The organism is Janthinobacterium sp. PC23-8, from assembly GCF_002250505.1.
In the GTDB taxonomy this organism is placed as follows: Bacteria; Pseudomonadota; Gammaproteobacteria; order Burkholderiales; family Burkholderiaceae_D; genus Janthinobacterium.
This window is the reverse complement of sequence record NZ_NJGY01000003.1, coordinates 586,762-603,051: the sequence shown is the minus strand read 5'-3', so window position 1 is coordinate 603,051 and position 16,290 is coordinate 586,762. Positions and strand designations below refer to the sequence as shown.

Below are 16,290 nucleotides of genomic sequence, written 5' to 3'. Positions count from 1 at the left end.
ACCACAATTTACACCGTTTACGGCGCCAGCGCAGCTTGCCCAATGGCAGGGTGCCAAGCTGTCACGCGAGCTGGCGCGCCACCCGGAAGCCGACGATATCGTTCGACAGCACGATGGAAAAGCCGTTGCGGATGGCCGAACGCAGATAGCGCGGATGGTACAGCCAGGAGCCGCCGCGCAGGATGCGCCGGCTGGTGTCGCCGCCGTCCTCCCAGGCGCTGCCGTCGACCGGCGCGCCGTCATAGTTGTCGTGCACGATGTCCTGCACCCATTCCCACACATTGCCATGCATGTCGTACAGGCCCCAGGCATTGGGCTGGAAAGTGCCGCGCGCGCTGGTGCCGCCACGATACTGGCCGCGCGCACCGCCGTCATACACATACAGGCCATCGAAATTGGCCTGCTCGGTGCTGATGGTGTCGCCGACATTGAAGGCGCTGCGGGTGCCGGCGCGGCAGGCGTATTCCCATTCCGCTTCGCTCGGCAGGCGATACACCTGGCCGGTCTTTTCGCCCAGCCAGGACAGATAGCGCTGGGCGTCATTCCAGCTCACGCCGACCACCGGATGCTGGTCGTTCTGCACGAAGCCGGGATTGTCCCAGTCGGTTTCCGAAAGGCCCCGTTCCCAGCCGGTGGCCTTGACGAAGGCGCGCCACTCGCCCACGCTGACCGGGTGCAGCGCCAGCGCAAAACCGCGCTCGATGCCGACCCAGTGCTGCGGCTTTTCGCGCTCCAGCCAGCCCTGCTGCGAGCCGGCCTTCAGCGCCGCCTTGTGCTCTTCCTCATGCGCGCCCATCTGGAAGCGGCCGCTGGGCAGGCACACCAGTTCCGGCCCCTGGCCGGAACCGTCGAGAAAATCGTCGCGCAGCAGGCCGGTCGGCGCGGCCACTGGCGCGAGCGGCTCCGCCGCCGGTGCTTCGGCTACAACTGCGGCAGGCGCAGCCGCCACGGCGGCGCGGCTCGCTTGCGCCTTGCGCGCCCTTTCCTGCTCGGCGCGGTAGGCCGCTTCGGCTTTTGCCTGGATCGCCTTGCGCTGCAGCTGCAAGTGTTCCTGCAAGGCGGTGGCGGCGTCGGCTTCGCGCCGTGCGCGCAGCTGGCCGCGCAGCGCTTCCTTGCGCAGCTTGCGCGCCTCTTCCGCTTCGAACTGGCGCTGCACTTCCTGCTCGCGGCGCAGCTTGTCCAGACGCTGCTTTTCCAGCGCCGCCGCCTGCGCTTCGGCCTTTCTTCGCTGCTCCAGTTCCTCTTCGCGCCGGCGCGCCTCTTCCCTGGCCTGTTCGGCCGCCAGCGCCGCCTGCTTTTGCTGCTCGGCCGCGCGCGCGCGTTCCTGGCGCGCCTGTTCGGCCAGTTCCTCGGGCGACGGCCCGGCGGCGCGCTCGAGCATTTCCAGCAGCGCCAGCACCGATTGCGGACGCAATTCGGCCGTCATTGAAAAACCGTTCTGCAGCTGCTGCCACTGCGCCGCCTTCAGCGCCTGCGGCTTCGATGGCAATTGCCCGGCCGTGCGCACGCCGTCGAATGGCATGCGCCCTTCGAGCATCTGGTAGATCATCACCGCCACCGCATACACGTCCAGGCGCGGGCTGGGCTGGCGCTGGTGGGCGCCAGCCTCGGGTGCGCGATAGCCTTCCGTGCCGGCGTTCGGCGTTTCCAGCCCCAGGCTGCTGCCGGCATTGCGCACGCGCGAGGCAATGCCATAGTCGAGCAGCTTGACGTCGCCCTTGCTGGTCAAAAAAACGTTGCCCGGCTTGATGTCGCGGTGCACCAGCTTGTGCTTTTCCCAGGCATACGCCAGCGCGTCGGCCACCGGCCGCAGCAATGCCTGCACGGCCGCCAGCGGCAACGGGCCCTGGCGGCCCAGGTAGTGTTCCAGGTCCTCGCCATCGAGGCATTCCATGATGATGAAGTAGCTCGAGGTGGCCGGGTCCTGCGCCCACTCGTAGACGCGCACGATGTTTTCATGGGCCAGCTTGCGCGCCTGCGTCGCTTCCTCGATCAGGAGCCGGGCATGGGTGGCGCTTTGCGTCAGCTGTGGCGGCAATATTTTGAGCGCGACCATTTCGCTGCTGCCCAACTCGGCGTGCGTGGCCAGGTCGGTGGCCTGCCACACCTGCCCCATGCCGCCCGTGCCGATCAGGCGTTCCAGGCGGTAGCGGCGGTTCTGCGGGCCGATCTCCTGGCCCGTCATGAAGCCCAGCTCCGTGCCCTGGCGCACCGGCAGCGTGACTGGCGCCGGCGCGGCGCCGGGCGGCGCGTATTCGGCGTCGAGGATGGCGTTCTTGCGGCGTTCGAATTCCTGCTCGCTGAGCAGGCCGTCGTCGTGCAGGGCGCGCAACTCTCGCAGTTTGTCTCGTGCTTTTTGCATCATCTGGGGTACTGGCTATCGATCAAGGCTGCAGCGCCACGCCACAGGCGGCGCAGAATTTGTCTTCCGGATGACCGGAGCGCAACGCATGGCCATTGCTGCAGCAGCGCGCCGGCGTGCTGCCGGCAACGGCCTGCGCCACCGCCACGCCCAACTGCGCCTGCGCGTTCAGGCCATGGCTGTGCGCCGCGTTCTGCAGGGCGATCAGATCGAGCTGCTGGCGCCGTTCGCGTTCGGCCTGCGCTTCCAGGTAGCCGCGTTCCTGCGCCACGCCCTCCTGCGCCATGCGCATGGCGTCCAGCGGCGCGATGCTGTTTTCGGCCGCCGCCAGTGCCGCCAGCGCGTGGATCTGCTCGGCGCTCATGCCGGCCTGCAGCTGGGTTTTCAGCACCTGCGCCAGCACGCTGGCATTCGGCGCGGCCGCCATCGCCACCTTGCCCGTATCGCTCAGGGTGCCGATTTTGTCGATGCGGTCGATATCGATGCGCGCCAGTTCGGCCGCATGCGCCTGCTGCGCCACCAGCGCTTCGTAGTCGCTCTTCCAGCGCGCGTAATCGTGTTCGCGCTGCTGCGACATGGCCAGCAAGTCGCGCTGCCATTGCGCTTCCTGCTCCAGCTGGCGCAGCTGCTGGCGCTGTTCTTCGACGGCCAGGGCGTCGAGCTGCGCCTGGTGCGCCTGCTGCTGCAACTGGCGCGCATGGACCCCGTCAGCCTCGATGGTGCGCAGCAGTTTTTCCTGCTGGGCGATCGCGTCGTCACGCGCGCCGCCACGGCGCAGCACGGCGACTTTTTCGGCGATCTCGGCCGCCTGCACCTGCGCCGCTTCGTCCTTGTGCGCTTCGGCGCGCAGCAGTTCGCGCTGGCGCGCCAGCTGCATCTGGTCTTCCCATTCCTGCACCCGCTCCGCTTCGCGCTTGCGCGCGGCGGTGGCCAGCACGGCGCCCTGCCAGGCGGCCTTGTGCTGCTCCGCTTCCAGCTGCGCCTCGCGCTGGGCCGCATCCTGCTCGGTCTTGTGCAGGCGCGCCAGCTGGGCGCGGCGGCCCGCCTCGTCATCGATCAGCAGCGCGCTTTCCACCTGCTGCGCAATCGCTTGCAGATGCACCTGGTGCGTGAAGCGCTGCTGCGCCAGCTGCAGCTGTTCGCGCCCGTCCAGCTGCGACAGTTCCAGCTCGCTGCGCATCTTGATGGCCGCCAGCGCGCGCAGATGCTGCCATTGGGCCGCCTCATCGGCGTGTGTGGCCCCCTTCTTGGCCAGTTCCTGCTTGAGTTCTTCCAGCACCACGGCGGCGCCATGGTCGAGCGCCTGGCGCTGCGACTTTGCTTCCAGGATGCGGCCGTACAGGTCGATCTGGCGCCCGCGCAGCGCTTGCAGGCGCTCCGCTTCCTGGTGCGCCAGTTCGGCCTGCCCCACTTTTGCGTCCTGCTGCAGTTCCATCCGGCGCTGCGCATGGCGCAGTGTCAATGCTTCGCGCGCGATGCGCTGCAGCTCTTCTTCATCGTAGAGCTGGTCGAGCTGCTTGCCGCGTTCCAGCGCATCGGCACCGCCGGGTGTCTGCGGGGCGCCCAGCCACAAGGTGCCGATGCAGCTGTCATCCCCGGCCAGCTTGTCGTGGCGCAGCGCCAGCGTCTCCACGCGCGGAACGCTCAGGCCTGATGGCGCCAGGCGCTGCGTCAGCGACGACTGCAGGCGCTCGTTGAACTGCGGCCGCAGGTCGGCGTTGGCGTCCATCTCGCGCAGCGCGCGGCTGCCGGTAAATTCCAGCGCGATCTGGCGTACCGAGGGCAGCAGCAAGGCATGCAGATGGGCCAGGGTAACGGCGCCCGGCGCACGCATGAACTGGCGTGCAAACGCATCGGGCTGGCCCAGCGAAATATCGACCTGGAAGGTGGCGGCGATCTGCAACTGCTCGGTGCTGGCCAGCGCCGGCAGGTCGAACGTGAGGCTTAGCGGCGCGGCGCGGGCGATCAGCACTTCGGCCGGACGCGCCGGCAGCAGCTGCGGCAGGCGCGCAAAGAAAGTGGCGCTGTCATAGTCACCAAAGGGTACCGAAGTGAAAGCGTCCGACTGCACGATCCAGGCGCGCGCCTGCTGCGGCACCTGCAAGCGCCTGGCGGCGGCGCCAAACAGCGACGACAGCTCGCGCACGCCAAAGAACAAGGCCAGCTGATCGTCGGCGAGGCGCCACTCGTTGGCATGCAGCACGGTGTCGTTGCCGGGTGTACCGAGCGCCAGGCCGCATTGCGCGCAATACCCGGCCGCTGCGGCATTCTTGTGCTCGCAACGGGGACACCGGGCGCCGCCAAAACCAAACAATTGGAACATGTGTGACTCCTGATGATAGGTGATCCGCGCAAGCTGCGACGTCGATTCTAGCAGCAGCGGCGCTCGAATACGCCCGCGCGCCAACCACGCATACTACTGTGCAGTTGTAAATGATGCCATATAGCAATTAAATTCATAAGGCAGGATACAGGCCTGTTTCCCCCTCAATTCGCGCCGTGCCGCCGGCAGCGCCCCCGAAGCGCATTTCAGCGTGCTTTTTTTGCCGTTGATGCCGCAAAAATCGCGGCTGGTCGCAAGTGCGTGGCGCCGCACCATGCGCTTGGCTAAAGTGCATCCAATCCCACCCGCCACCCGAAAGGACGCATCATGAAAACCCTGAAAAACCTCGAAGCCCTTTTCACCGTCGCCGTCGCCATCGCCTGCTCGGCCAGCTACGTCAGCTTCCTGCAGTCGCCCGCCGCGCCGGCGGAAAAAACCGCCCAGGCCAGCCCCGCCATGCCGGTGGTGACCGTCACCGCCAGGCGCCTGACGGCGCAGGAAAAGCAGTTGTCGCTGCTGGAAGAGCGCCAGGCGCAGGCACAGGCCCGCCTGGACAACAGCAGCGCCGGCATGCTGTGAGCGGCGCATGACGATGATCGAGCCTGGCGCCCTCCCGCACGCGCCAGGCCATGCGCCGGTATCGCCGCAGATACACCGCCGTACAGCATTGTGTCAGTTGTAATAAGTTAATTCAAAGGCGCAAACGCCGCCGGCAAATCGCTATAGTCCATTTCACGCAATCACCGAAATGGAGCCAGACATGAAACCCATTACCTTCTATGCAGCAGCCATGCTCGCCATCAGCAGCGCCGCCTTCCTGCCCGCGCAAGCGATGGCGCAAAACCAGCTCGGCGTGAGCATCGTGGTCGGCAACGCCCCTCCGCCGCCACGCTTCGAAAGCGTGCCGCCACCGCGCCGCGGCTATGTCTGGGCGCCAGGTTACTGGAACTGGGACGGCCAGCGCCATGTCTGGTACAACGGCGAATGGCTGCGCGAACGCAGCGGCAACCAGTACCGCCGCGCCGAATGGATACAGGAAAACAACCGCTGGCGTTTGAACCGCGGCGGCTGGGTCACGGTGGCGCAGCCGGTGGCGTATGAAGAGATCCGCATCGCGCCGCCGCCACCGCGCCGCGAAGCCATTCCGCATCCACGCAACGGCTATGTCTGGGCGCCCGGCCACTGGGAATGGCGCGCCCAGCGCTACGCCTGGAACCCGGGCGTATGGATCGCCGAACGCCCCGGCTATGTGTATGCGGCGCCCGCCTGGACCCAGCGCGATGGCCGCTGGCGCCTGGAGGAAGCGCGCTGGTCGCCACGCGGCCCGAACGGCGACCGTGACCACGACGGCATCCCGAACCGCTATGACAACCACAATGGCAGGGACCGGGACCGGGACCGCGGCCCGGGCCGCGACAACGACCATGACGGCGTACCGAACCGCGATGACCACCGCCCCAACGATCCGCGCCGCTATTGATGCCTGAAACTTGGCCGACAGGGCCAGCGCATGCGCGGGCCTTGTCATTATCCGGCCACATAAATGTAATACAATCGCGCGACGATCAATAACCTGCGCGGGACATATATACAATGGCGATGGAAAATGCCGGCTTTACCTATGGTTCGGACACCTCGGGCCTGGTCTGGGGCTTCCTGTTTGGCCGCCAGTCACAGCCGCTGGCGCTGGACTCGGACGCGGCGCTCGCCTGGCTGGCGCCCGGCGCGGCACGCCAGCCGGACGAATTCGTCTGGTTGCATTTCAACCTGTCGCACGCGGCCAGCGAAAAGTGGCTGCATGCGCACACGCGCCTGGCCGACGAGTTCTATGAAACGCTGCACCAGGGTTCACGCTCGACGCGCATCGAGCAGGCGGAAAATACCCTGATCGCGGTGGTCAACGATGTGGTGCACAATTTCAGTTTCGAGGCGTCCGATATCTCCACCATGTGGGCCAGCGTGGCGCAGGACCTGGTGATCACGGCGCGCCGCGCGCCGCTGCAGTCGATCGAACGGCTGCGCCAGGCCGTGATCAAGAATCGCGAACCGATACGCTCGTCGGTGGAATTGCTGGTGCACCTGCTGCGCGACCAGGCCGACGTGCTGGTCAATATCGTGCGCGACGCCGTGGCCAAAGTCGACGATATCGAAGACCATCTGCTGGCCGGGCGCCTGGTGCCCAAGCGCGAAGACCTGGGCGCCATGCGGCGCGTGCTGGTACGCTTGCAACGCCTGCTGGCGCCGGAACCGGCAGCCCTGTTCCGCCTGCTGCAGCGCCCGCCCTCATGGGTGCAGGAACTCGACAGCCTGGAACTGCGCCAGTCGACCGAGGAGTTTTCAGTAGTGCTGAGCGACATGTCGTCGCTGCAGGAACGCATCAAGCTGCTGCAGGAAGAGATCGCCGCCAGCCTGAACGAGGAGAACAGCCGCAGCCTGTATGTGCTGACCATCGTCACCGTGCTGGCCCTGCCGATCAATATCATCGCCGGCATGCTGGGCATGAACGTCGGCGGCATCCCGCTGGCACAGCACCCGCACGGCTTTGCCATCATCGTTGCGATCATCGTCACATTTACGGTGGTGGCCGGATGGCTGGTGGTGCGGAGGCAGAAAAACAGCTAGGGGATCAACGGTGGAACTCGCCTGCCCGCTCGGGCTGGTACAGCAGCTCCTCGATGGTGACATTGACCACGCCACCGGGCATCGGCCACGCCATGCTGTCGCCGACCGACAGCCCCAGCAGCGCACTGCCGACCGGGGCCAGCACCGAAATGCGGTCCGGCTGGCCATCGACGTCTTTGGGATAGACCAGGGTCAGGCGAAATTCCTGCTTGTTCTCGACCGTGAAGCGGACAGTCGAATTCATGGTCACCACGGTGGGCGGAATTTCCTGCGGCTCGAGCACGTCGGCGCGGCCGAGCTCTTCGAGCAAGGCGGCTTTGTCGGGCGACAAATTATTTCCCAAGGCGTATAACAATGCTTCCAGTCGCTCCAGGTCCCGGGACGACAAAATGATTTTCGGTTTTTTTTCCAAGATATCCTCGCTGTTGAATATAAAAACGGTTGCCGGTTGGACGCGGCGACAAAGACCGTCTTTATCAGCGCGATTATGGACGAACTTGCCGGGCCAGGCCAGAGGGTTCGCCGGCTCCCGTTAAAATCAAGCAGTTACGAAGAAATAAGAATGAAAATCGCAAGCCCGGCCCCGATATGGCATGACTAACAAGAATTTTTTTCTGTGTGTTTCAATCCGGTTTTGAGAATCGGCGTCGACAACAAAAAGCACAGGTCGGCAGCATAAAGGATTACAATTTGGCATTCTTTATTAATGGAACGTAAAGTATGGCAGTGCAGGATGACACGGAGCCAAACAGCATGAGGCCGCCAGGAATAAGGGATAACATGATGGCAGGCGCGGCGCTGCCATCGGCGACAATGCGCGGCGACCAGGTGGCCAGGTTCAACCTGCTGGCCGCCACCGCGCTGCTGATGTGTACCAGCATGATGCTGGTGCTGTTCCAGTTTTATACGCTGCGCGGTGCGCTCACGCGCAATCTGGAGATCCATGCGGCCATGCTGGCCACGCCGGTGGCCGAAGCCATGCGCCGCAACGACCGCCTGGCGGCCGAACAGTTGCTGGCACCGCTGGCGGGGGCACCGGCCATCAAACAGGCGCTGCTCTACAGCCCTGACGGCCTGCCTTTTGCCCGCTTTGCCCGCAGCAGCAGCGATAACGCACCGGCAGCGCCACTACACGGCATGCATGTCGCCTGGCGTGACGGCCATGCCACCCTGCTGGCGCGCCTGCCAGGCGGCGGCGCCCTGCTGCTGCGCGCCAGCCTGGCGCCGCTGTACCGCAGCCTGCTACAGTCCGCGGCCTGGACGGCGCTGGTCAGCCTGCTGGCGTTCTGCGTCGCCGTGCTGATGGTGCGACGCACGCGCCGCGCCGCGCAGCAGGCGGAAAATCATTTGCATTACCTGGCGCATGTCGATCCCGTCACCGAACTGCCGAACCGGCACGAATTCAACGAGGCGATGGCCTATGCGCTGGCGCGTGCCGACCGCCAGGACAGCAGCGTGGGCCTGCTGCTGCTGGACCTGGACAACTTCAAGATCGTCAACGACACCCTGGGCCACCATTGCGGCGACCATTTGCTCAAGCTCGTCGCGCGGCGCCTGGTGTCGGTGCTGAGCACCACCGACGTGATCTGCCGCATCGGCGGCGATGAATTCGTCGTCATCGTCGAACCGGCCGATGACGCCTCCGAGATGGTCTGCGTGGCGAGCAAGATCCTGGCCGTGCTGGCCGAGCCGTTCGCGCTGGACGGCCACCAGCTCCACGTCAGCGCCAGCATCGGCGTGAGCCTGTACCCATTCGACGCGCGCGACGTGGCGACCCTGACGCGCAACGCCGACACCGCCATGTACCATGCCAAGCACCAGGGCAAGAACCGCTACGCCGTGTTCAAGGCCGAGATGGAGTTGCGCGCGCAACGCCGCCTGCGCATGGAAGCGAACCTGCGCCGCGCCCTGCACGATGAGGAACTGTATCTGCACTATCAGCCGCAGATCGATTTGCGCAGTGGGCGCATGGTCGGCGTGGAAGCGCTGCTGCGCTGGAACTGCCGCGAGATGGGCGCCATGAACCCGGCCGAATTCATACCGGTGGCCGAGGAAAGCGGCGTGATCGTCGAACTGGGGCGCTGGGTGCTGCAGACCGCCTGCCGCCAGGCGGCAACCTGGTGCAAGGCCGGCCTGCTCGACTCGCTCGAACACGTGGCCGTCAACCTGTCGGCCAGCCAGGTGCGCGAGCCGGGCCTGATGGACGATATCCGCGCCATCCTGCACGAAACGCAGCTGCCGCGCGGCTTGCTGGAACTGGAAATCACCGAGGGCGTCATGATGGACGATGTGCCGGCCAACGTGGAACTGATGCGGCGCTTGCAGGAAACCGGGATACACCTGTCGATCGACGACTTCGGCACCGGCTACTCGTCGATGTCCTACCTGAAACGCCTGCCGATCGACCAGTTGAAGATCGACCGCAGCTTCGTGCACGACCTGCCCGGCGAAGGCGAAGCGATCGTCACGGCCATCATCGCCATGGCGCACAGCCTGAAGTTGAAAGTGGTGGCCGAAGGCGTGGAGACGATGCGGCAGGTGGAATTTTTGCGCAGCGCCGGCTGCGACAATGTGCAGGGCTTTTTCTTCGCCCGCCCGATGACGGCGGCGCAGTTGACGGCGCTGCTGCTCGAGCGCAGGGACTGGAGCAGCAGGACGGCGGTACTGCAGGCTTGAGGGCCTGCACAAGGGAGCGTCAGGCCAGCTTGGCCGAATGCTCGCGCGTGGCGTGGAAGGTCAGCTTCGGCCAGCGCTCTTCGGTCAGGCGCAAGTTGACGCCAGAAGTGGCCAGGTAGGCCATGTTGCCGGCCGCATCGTAGGCCACATTGTGGCCGAGCGCATTCTCGAAGTCCTGCAAGATGCGCTTGTCGTCGCAGCTGACCCAGCGCGCGCTGCTGATGCTGGTGCCTTCGAACACGGCGTCGACGCCATATTCGTTGAGCAGGCGGCTGGCCACCACTTCGAACTGCAGCACACCGACCGCGCCCAGCACCAGCTCGCCGCCCTGCACCGGCTTGAAGACCTGCACCGCACCCTCTTCGCCCAGCTGTTGCAAGCCCTTGTGCAACTGCTTGATTTTCAGCGGATTGCGGATGCGCACCGAGCGGAAGAAGTCCGGCGCAAAATACGGAATGCCGGTAAAGGTCAGCAGCTCGCCTTCCGAAAAACTGTCGCCGATCTGCATGTTGCCGTGGTTCGGCAGGCCGATGATGTCGCCCGCATACGCTTCTTCCACCTGTTCGCGCGAGGAGGCCATGAAGGTCACCACGTTCGACACCTTGATCTCGCGGCCCAGGCGCAAATGCTTGACCTTCATGCCGCGCTCGAAGCGCCCAGAGCACACGCGCAAAAAGGCGATGCGGTCGCGGTGGGCCGGGTCCATATTGGCCTGGATCTTGAACACGAAACCGGTAAACGGCTGCTCGGACGGCGCCACCGAACGCACGGTCGCATCGCGCTCGCGCGGCGCCGGCGCCCAGTCGACCAGCGCCGACAAAATCTCGCGCACGCCAAAGTTGTTGATGGCCGAACCGAAGAACACAGGCGTCTGCACGCCGGACAAGAATTGCTCCAGGTTGAACGGGTTCGAAGCGCCATGCACCAGTTCCACTTCCATGCGCAGCTGATCCATCTCGAGCGGGAACATCTCCTGCAGGCGCGGATTGTCGATGCCCTTGATGATCTCGAAAGCGCCGTCGGCCTTTTCCTCGCCGGCCTTGAACAGCATGATCTCGTCGTTCAGCAGGTGATACACGCCGCGGAAGTTCTTGCCCATGCCGATCGGCCAGGTGACGGGCGCGCACTGGATCTTCAGCACCGATTCGAGTTCGTCGAGCAGGTCCAGCGGATCGCGCGTCTCGCGGTCCATCTTGTTCATGAAGGTGACGATGGGCGTATTGCGCATGCGGCACACGGCCAGCAGCTTGATCGTCTGCGCTTCCACGCCCTTGGCCGCATCGATCACCATCAGCGCCGAATCGACGGCGGTCAGCACGCGGTAGGTGTCTTCCGAGAAGTCCTGGTGGCCGGGGGTGTCGAGCAGATTGACGACGTGGTCGCGAAACTCGAACTGCATCACCGAGGAAGCGACGGAAATGCCGCGCTGCTTTTCGATTTCCATCCAGTCCGATGTCGCATGGCGGCCCGATTTGCGGGCCTTGACGGTGCCGGCCATCTGGATCGCGCCCGAGAACAGCAACAGTTTTTCCGTCAGCGTGGTTTTACCCGCGTCGGGGTGGGAAATGATGCCGAACGTGCGGCGGCGCCGCACTTCGCGCGCGATCATGGCCGGCGTCTTGTTGCCCGTTGCGGCCGCCGTCGATGGCTCCGCGCCATCGTGCAATGCGGTGGAATCGGGGGTAATGCTGTCGTTCTCGTTGGCCATATTGGTGACCATGATATGGCCCTCGCAAAAAACCCTCGATTTTACAGAAGGAACGCCCTTCCGTGTGAACTGTTCCACTCCGGCCAACAGCGAAGTGGCATCCCGGGCAATTCTGCCCAGCTCGCTTCAATATTGCACGGAGTCAATCAAGTGCTTCCGCTATCACAAATTCGGGCCGGATGTCGCAAGAATGGCGGTCAACAGAACGGTCGTAGGACTGGGACTACAAGGCCACCTCAAATGAGACTACAAAGTAGCGACTGCTAATCTTATGTTCGCCACTTACATACGCCTTTAAAGTAGCTACATCGCGATCTGCACTGCGCGGTGGTAAAAGAAACCCACCCGCTGTAGCAGACGCACTCCGATGTAAAAAGCCTGCGAGGAATAAAATGAACCAAACTCAACTTAACGCCCCGGTCCAGAAGAACCAGATGCTGCCACACGCCATGTCTGCGACCGGACGCGAAATCAAGCTTGGGTCGCGGATCAGCCTGAGCAGTGCGCAGCAGAATGAATTGCTGGGCGCCCTGCCACGCGCCGCACTGGAATCGCTGTTCGAGCACCTGGAACTGGTCGAACTACCTTTCGGTAAAGAACTGTATGCTTACGGCAACTGCCTGGAATACACTTACTTCCCGACCACCGCCATCGTGTCGCTGCTGTACGTAATGGAAGACGGCGCCACCACCGAGATCGCGGTGGTCGGCCATGAAGGTGTGGTCGGCGTGTCGCTGGTGGCCGGTGAGCGTGCCATGTGCACGGCAGTCGTGCAAAGCGCCGGCTACGGCTACCGCCTGAAAACGCAGAGCCTGCGTGTAGCCTTCAACCAGGGCGGCGCCCTGCCCCAGCTGCTGATGCGCTATACCAACGCCCTGTTCGCCCAGATGGCGCAGAACGCCGTTGGCGGCCGTCACAGCTCGATCGAACAAAAGCTGTGCCGCTGGTTGCTGGATCGCCTGGACCGCTCGCCATCGAACGAACTGAAAGTGACCCAGGAACTGATCTCCATCATGCTGGGCGTGCGCCGCGAAAGCATCACGGCCGCCGCTGGCAAGCTGCAGGATGAAGGCCTGATCCACTATCGCCGCGGCAATATCACGGTGCTGGACCGTGCCGGCCTGGAAGACTACGCCGGCGAGTGCTACAAGGTTGCCAAGACCGAATACGACCGCCTGCTGCGCGACGTCGCACGCTGCTGATCAGCGTCGCCTGGCGCTTGCAAAAATGGCCGGACATGCATGCATGCATGCCCGGCCATTTTCTGTTACAGGCCCCGGTTTGAAACTCAGGCTACGATGTCATCCGGTTCCGGCGTCAACGGCAACGGTATCAGCGCTTCGACGCACGTGCCCTTGCCTTGCGGGCCGGGCTTGACGGTGAGGCTGCCACCGAGCAGCAGGGCCCGCTCACGCATGCCCAGCAGCCCGTGCGACATCGGCTTGAGCAAGGCGTCTTCCGTAATGCCGACGCCGTCATCGATGACGCGCAGTACCAGTCCCGTTTCATTGCGCTTCAGGCTGACCGTGACCGTGCCCGCCCTGGCGTACTTCAGGATATTGGTCAGCGACTCCTGCACGATGCGAAACAGCGCGATCGTCAGCGTCGCTTCGCGGTTGTCGATATGGATGGCGACATCGGTATCGCAGCGCACCGAACTCATGCGCGCAAAATCCTCGCAATAGCTCTCGATGGCGGCGCACAAGCCCAGATTGTCGAGCAGGCTGGGGCGCAAGTCTTCAACGATGCGGCGCTTCAGTTCCACTGTTTCGAGCAAGGTGGCCTTGGCGTGACGCAGTTGCGCCGCCAGTTCGGGGTGGCTATGCGCCAACTGCTGGGTGACGGCGCCCAGGTCCATGCTGATCGAGGTCAGGTTGGCGCCAAGTTCATCATGCAATTCGCGCGCCAGCCGCGCCTTTTCCACTTCATTGACGCTGATCAAGTGACGCGACAGGACAGATAGCTGTTCGGTGCGCTTGACAACGGTCGACTCCAGGGTGTCGTTGGCGTTTTGCAGCGCGAACTCGACCGCCGCCCGGTTCTGGAAACTGCGCCGCACCAGTTGATAAAACATGATCAGCACGAAGATGGCCACGCCGTTGATACCGATACCCAGCAACACGGCTTTCTGGTATTCGCGGTAAAACGCCGCGCTGCCGGCGGCCAGCGCCTCATTCTGTTCGCGCACCATGATCACCACCTGCAGGCGGATCTCATCCATGGTGGCGCGCTCGTCGCTGACCCTGGCGATATTGACGATATCGGACAGGCCGCCCTGCTTGTAGACATTGATCGATTCATCGAGTGTCGTCATTTTTCGCTGGATCAGTGTCTTGAGCTGGGCCAGGTTTTTCAGCTGGCTGGGACTACCCTGCAATAACGCTTCCAGGCCGCGCAATTCGCTATCGATTTCGGCGGTGGCGGTGCGCGACGGCCCCAGATAGGTATCGGTATTGGAAATGAAATAGCCGCGCAAGCTGCTTTCCGCATCGAGCACCAGCACGTTCAAATATTGCAGGCGGTCGGCCACCCTGGCGCTTTGCGTCAGCAAGGCGTTGGTGCTCTTGAGTGTTTCGAGGTTGTGGGACAGGCTGAAGCCATTGAGCACCAGCAACAACGCGCAGGTGACACAAAGGATGGTCTTGTACAGGGGCAGGCGATGAGACGGCGCCGGTTCGACGGAAAAATACATCCTGATGTGCGTCCTTAGCAAGGTTCAGCGCGGCAGAGAACGCCAGCGCCGGCCAATTATAACCCCGCTACAAAGTGCCGCTCCGCACGCTATCTGGCCGGCGGGCAAGCAAACAGACCAACCGGGCATAGTTGTCCTGCAGGGATCAGTCGAGCAGATTGTTTTTCATGGCGTAGTACGTGAGGTCGCTATTCGATTGCAAGCCCATCTTTTCCATGATGCGGGTGCGGTAGGTACTGACCGTTTTGATACTCAGCGACAGCGCCACGCCGATATCGGACACGGTGGCGCCGCGCGCCAGGCGCAGGAAGACCTGGAACTCGCGGTCCGACAGTTCCGTGTGCAAGGCCGCGTTGGTGTCTCGGTCGAACGACTGTGCCAGCAACTCGCCCACGGTCGAGCTGACGTAACGTCGGCCCTGGTACACCGTGCGCACGGCCGTCATCAGTTCGTCGGCCTCGCATTCCTTGTTCAGATAGCCATTGGCGCCCATCTTGAACAGGTTCAGCGCGTATTGCTGGGCCGGATAACCGCTCAGTATCAACACCGGCAATTCCGGCTGGCCCTGGCGGATCGTGCGCAGGGTATCGATGCCGCTCTGGTCGGGCATGGCGATATCGAGCAGCAGCACATCACATATTTCGCGGCGGGCGATATCGAGCGCTTCGCGCCCGGTACCGGCTTCCGCCACCACATTAAAATCGTCAGACGATGAAAAAATCTGCTTGAATCCGGCTCGTACTATTTGGTGATCATCACAAATGGCAACGCGTATCATTGTTTCCCCTTAAATTTTCCTGGCTTGGGAAAGACTACCGGTGCATCTACAGGCACCGGTTCAGCGTCACTAACAAAAACGCAACTAGAACATTATAAGTAAAATGCGCACGGCGCACCTGACAAGGCGTGCATAACACCATTTTAGTCAAAAAAACAGCGTTATCAAACACCCCCATCCATATTGGACCTAGTCTTGTTTTAGCAAGGCAAGTATCGCAAATAATTCACCACGCAGCCAGTCGCGGTCCAGCGGCGCTTCCGTCGGTGGCGTCACGATGGCCGGCAACGCCGAACTGTCGGTGTCGGCATCGGTCATGGACGCGGCATGCAGGCCGCCACGGATGTCGAGCTTGTTGCGCGCACCGCTGATGGTAAAGCCCTGTTCGTACAGCAACTCGCGGATGCGCCGTATCAGCAGCACCTCGTGATGCTGATAATAGCGGCGGTTGCCACGCCGCTTTACCGGCTTGAGCTGGGAGAATTCCTGCTCCCAATAGCGCAGCACATGGGGCTTGACACCGCACAGCTCGCTCACCTCGCCGATCGTGAAGTAGCGCTTGGCCGGTATCGGCGGCAAGGCGATCAACTCGGTCTTACTGATGCGCTCGTTCATCGCCACTCACTCAGGCAGCACGGGCCAGCGGACTGGTCTCTTCGACCATGCTTTTCAGCTTCTGGCTGGCATGGAAGGTCACCACACGGCGCGCCGTGATGGGAATTTCTTCGCCGGTCTTCGGGTTACGGCCGGGGCGCTGCGGCTTGTCGCGCAACTGGAAATTGCCGAAGCCGGACAGCTTGACAGCTTCGCCGCGCTCGAGCGCGTTGCGGATCTCGTCAAAGAAGGTCTCGACCATGTCTTTTGCTTCGCGCTTGTTCAGGCCGACCTGTTCGAACAGCAGTTCGGCCAGTTCCGCCTTGGTCAAGGTGGGGAGATCTTTTTCCGCTTCCTGGCGCACTTTGGCAACCAGCATGGCCCGATGCAAATCAGCGGCCAGTGCGGACTGCAGTACGGCGGAATCAACGTCGCTATTATTAATTTTCCTGCCCTGCCTTTTCTGTGCGCCCGCGCGCCGCATGGCATGCCCGGGACAATATCAGTGAACGACAAACAGGCCAGCGCATCGCGC

Annotated in this window: 13 protein-coding genes; 5 read left to right on the top strand and 8 right to left on the bottom strand. The window is 63.4% G+C overall.

Translation table 11 applies throughout. The features are described from left to right. Nucleotides 1-61: 61 nt before the first annotated feature. Entirely contained in the window at nucleotides 62-2,365 is a 2,304-nt protein-coding gene (locus CD932_RS22250; protein WP_094444950.1) for an SUMF1/EgtB/PvdO family nonheme iron enzyme, read from the bottom strand. Nucleotides 2,366-2,384: 19 nt separating this feature from the next. Beyond that, nucleotides 2,385-4,685, bottom strand: coding sequence for a hypothetical protein (locus CD932_RS22245; RefSeq protein ID WP_094444949.1), 2,301 nt, complete (start codon nucleotides 4,683-4,685; stop codon nucleotides 2,385-2,387). 327 nt (nucleotides 4,686-5,012) lie between these two features. Here CD932_RS22245 and CD932_RS22240 point away from each other — a divergent pair, with 327 nt between their 5' ends. From CD932_RS22240 to CD932_RS22230, 3 genes are all read left to right on the top strand, one after another. Further along, nucleotides 5,013-5,264, top strand: a complete 252-nt coding sequence (locus tag CD932_RS22240; protein ID WP_094444948.1) for a hypothetical protein — start codon at nucleotides 5,013-5,015, stop codon at nucleotides 5,262-5,264. Between the two features lie 181 nt (nucleotides 5,265-5,445). Then, complete coding sequence (locus CD932_RS29540) at nucleotides 5,446-6,165, top strand: YXWGXW repeat-containing protein (protein WP_254926715.1); 720 nt, start codon at nucleotides 5,446-5,448, stop codon at nucleotides 6,163-6,165. A 113-nt stretch (nucleotides 6,166-6,278) separates the two neighbouring features. Continuing rightward, a complete protein-coding gene (locus CD932_RS22230) occupies nucleotides 6,279-7,307 on the top strand; it encodes a transporter (RefSeq protein WP_254926714.1) in 1,029 nt (342 codons plus the stop codon). Between the two features lie 4 nt (nucleotides 7,308-7,311). Here CD932_RS22230 and rnk read toward each other — a convergent pair whose 3' ends face one another. Then, entirely contained in the window at nucleotides 7,312-7,719 is a 408-nt protein-coding gene (gene rnk / locus CD932_RS22225) for a nucleoside diphosphate kinase regulator (protein ID WP_094444947.1), read from the bottom strand. Between the two features lie 368 nt (nucleotides 7,720-8,087). On the opposite strand from rnk, the gene CD932_RS22220 reads away from it, so the two are divergent. Continuing rightward, nucleotides 8,088-9,983, top strand: coding sequence for a bifunctional diguanylate cyclase/phosphodiesterase (locus CD932_RS22220; RefSeq protein ID WP_094444946.1), 1,896 nt, complete (start codon nucleotides 8,088-8,090; stop codon nucleotides 9,981-9,983). A 19-nt stretch (nucleotides 9,984-10,002) separates the two neighbouring features. Here CD932_RS22220 and CD932_RS22215 read toward each other — a convergent pair whose 3' ends face one another. Then, nucleotides 10,003-11,691, bottom strand: a complete 1,689-nt coding sequence (locus CD932_RS22215; protein ID WP_094445327.1) for a peptide chain release factor 3 — start codon at nucleotides 11,689-11,691, stop codon at nucleotides 10,003-10,005. A 449-nt stretch (nucleotides 11,692-12,140) separates the two neighbouring features. Here CD932_RS22215 and CD932_RS22210 point away from each other — a divergent pair, with 449 nt between their 5' ends. Then, the gene (locus tag CD932_RS22210; protein ID WP_094445326.1) at nucleotides 12,141-12,893 is read left to right on the top strand and encodes a Crp/Fnr family transcriptional regulator; all 753 of its coding nucleotides are present in this window, start codon (nucleotides 12,141-12,143) and stop codon (nucleotides 12,891-12,893) included. An 86-nt stretch (nucleotides 12,894-12,979) separates the two neighbouring features. Here the strand turns inward: CD932_RS22210 and CD932_RS22205 are convergent, their stop codons facing one another. The 4 genes from CD932_RS22205 to CD932_RS22190 form a co-directional block, all read right to left on the bottom strand. Next, nucleotides 12,980-14,383: a CHASE3 domain-containing protein gene (locus CD932_RS22205; RefSeq protein WP_094444945.1), complete on the bottom strand. Its 1,404-nt coding sequence runs from the start codon at nucleotides 14,381-14,383 to the stop codon at nucleotides 12,980-12,982. A 145-nt stretch (nucleotides 14,384-14,528) separates the two neighbouring features. Beyond that, a complete protein-coding gene (locus CD932_RS22200; protein ID WP_065309215.1) occupies nucleotides 14,529-15,161 on the bottom strand; it encodes a response regulator transcription factor in 633 nt (210 codons plus the stop codon). 189 nt (nucleotides 15,162-15,350) lie between these two features. Further along, a complete protein-coding gene (locus tag CD932_RS22195) occupies nucleotides 15,351-15,776 on the bottom strand; it encodes a MerR family transcriptional regulator (RefSeq protein WP_094444944.1) in 426 nt (141 codons plus the stop codon). Between the two features lie 10 nt (nucleotides 15,777-15,786). Continuing rightward, a complete protein-coding gene (locus CD932_RS22190) occupies nucleotides 15,787-16,134 on the bottom strand; it encodes an integration host factor subunit alpha (RefSeq protein ID WP_010399205.1) in 348 nt (115 codons plus the stop codon). Nucleotides 16,135-16,290 lie beyond the last annotated feature (156 nt).

Excerpts from the sequence above, each read along its gene's own strand:
- CD932_RS22250 (WP_094444950.1), bottom strand. The coding sequence starts at position 2,365 with ATGATGCAAAAAGCACGAGACAAACTGCGAGAGTTGCGCGCCCTGCAC.
- CD932_RS22245 (WP_094444949.1), bottom strand. The coding sequence starts at position 4,685 with ATGTTCCAATTGTTTGGTTTTGGCGGCGCCCGGTGTCCCCGTTGCGAG.
- CD932_RS22240 (WP_094444948.1), top strand. The coding sequence starts at position 5,013 with ATGAAAACCCTGAAAAACCTCGAAGCCCTTTTCACCGTCGCCGTCGCC.
- CD932_RS29540 (WP_254926715.1), top strand. The coding sequence starts at position 5,446 with ATGAAACCCATTACCTTCTATGCAGCAGCCATGCTCGCCATCAGCAGC.
- CD932_RS22230 (WP_254926714.1), top strand. The coding sequence starts at position 6,279 with ATGGCGATGGAAAATGCCGGCTTTACCTATGGTTCGGACACCTCGGGC.
- CD932_RS22220 (WP_094444946.1), top strand. The coding sequence starts at position 8,088 with ATGATGGCAGGCGCGGCGCTGCCATCGGCGACAATGCGCGGCGACCAG.
- CD932_RS22215 (WP_094445327.1), bottom strand. The coding sequence starts at position 11,691 with ATGGCCAACGAGAACGACAGCATTACCCCCGATTCCACCGCATTGCAC.
- CD932_RS22210 (WP_094445326.1), top strand. The coding sequence starts at position 12,141 with ATGTCTGCGACCGGACGCGAAATCAAGCTTGGGTCGCGGATCAGCCTG.
- CD932_RS22205 (WP_094444945.1), bottom strand. The coding sequence starts at position 14,383 with ATGTATTTTTCCGTCGAACCGGCGCCGTCTCATCGCCTGCCCCTGTAC.
- CD932_RS22200 (WP_065309215.1), bottom strand. The coding sequence starts at position 15,161 with ATGATACGCGTTGCCATTTGTGATGATCACCAAATAGTACGAGCCGGA.
- CD932_RS22195 (WP_094444944.1), bottom strand. The coding sequence starts at position 15,776 with ATGAACGAGCGCATCAGTAAGACCGAGTTGATCGCCTTGCCGCCGATA.
- CD932_RS22190 (WP_010399205.1), bottom strand. The coding sequence starts at position 16,134 with ATGCTGGTTGCCAAAGTGCGCCAGGAAGCGGAAAAAGATCTCCCCACC.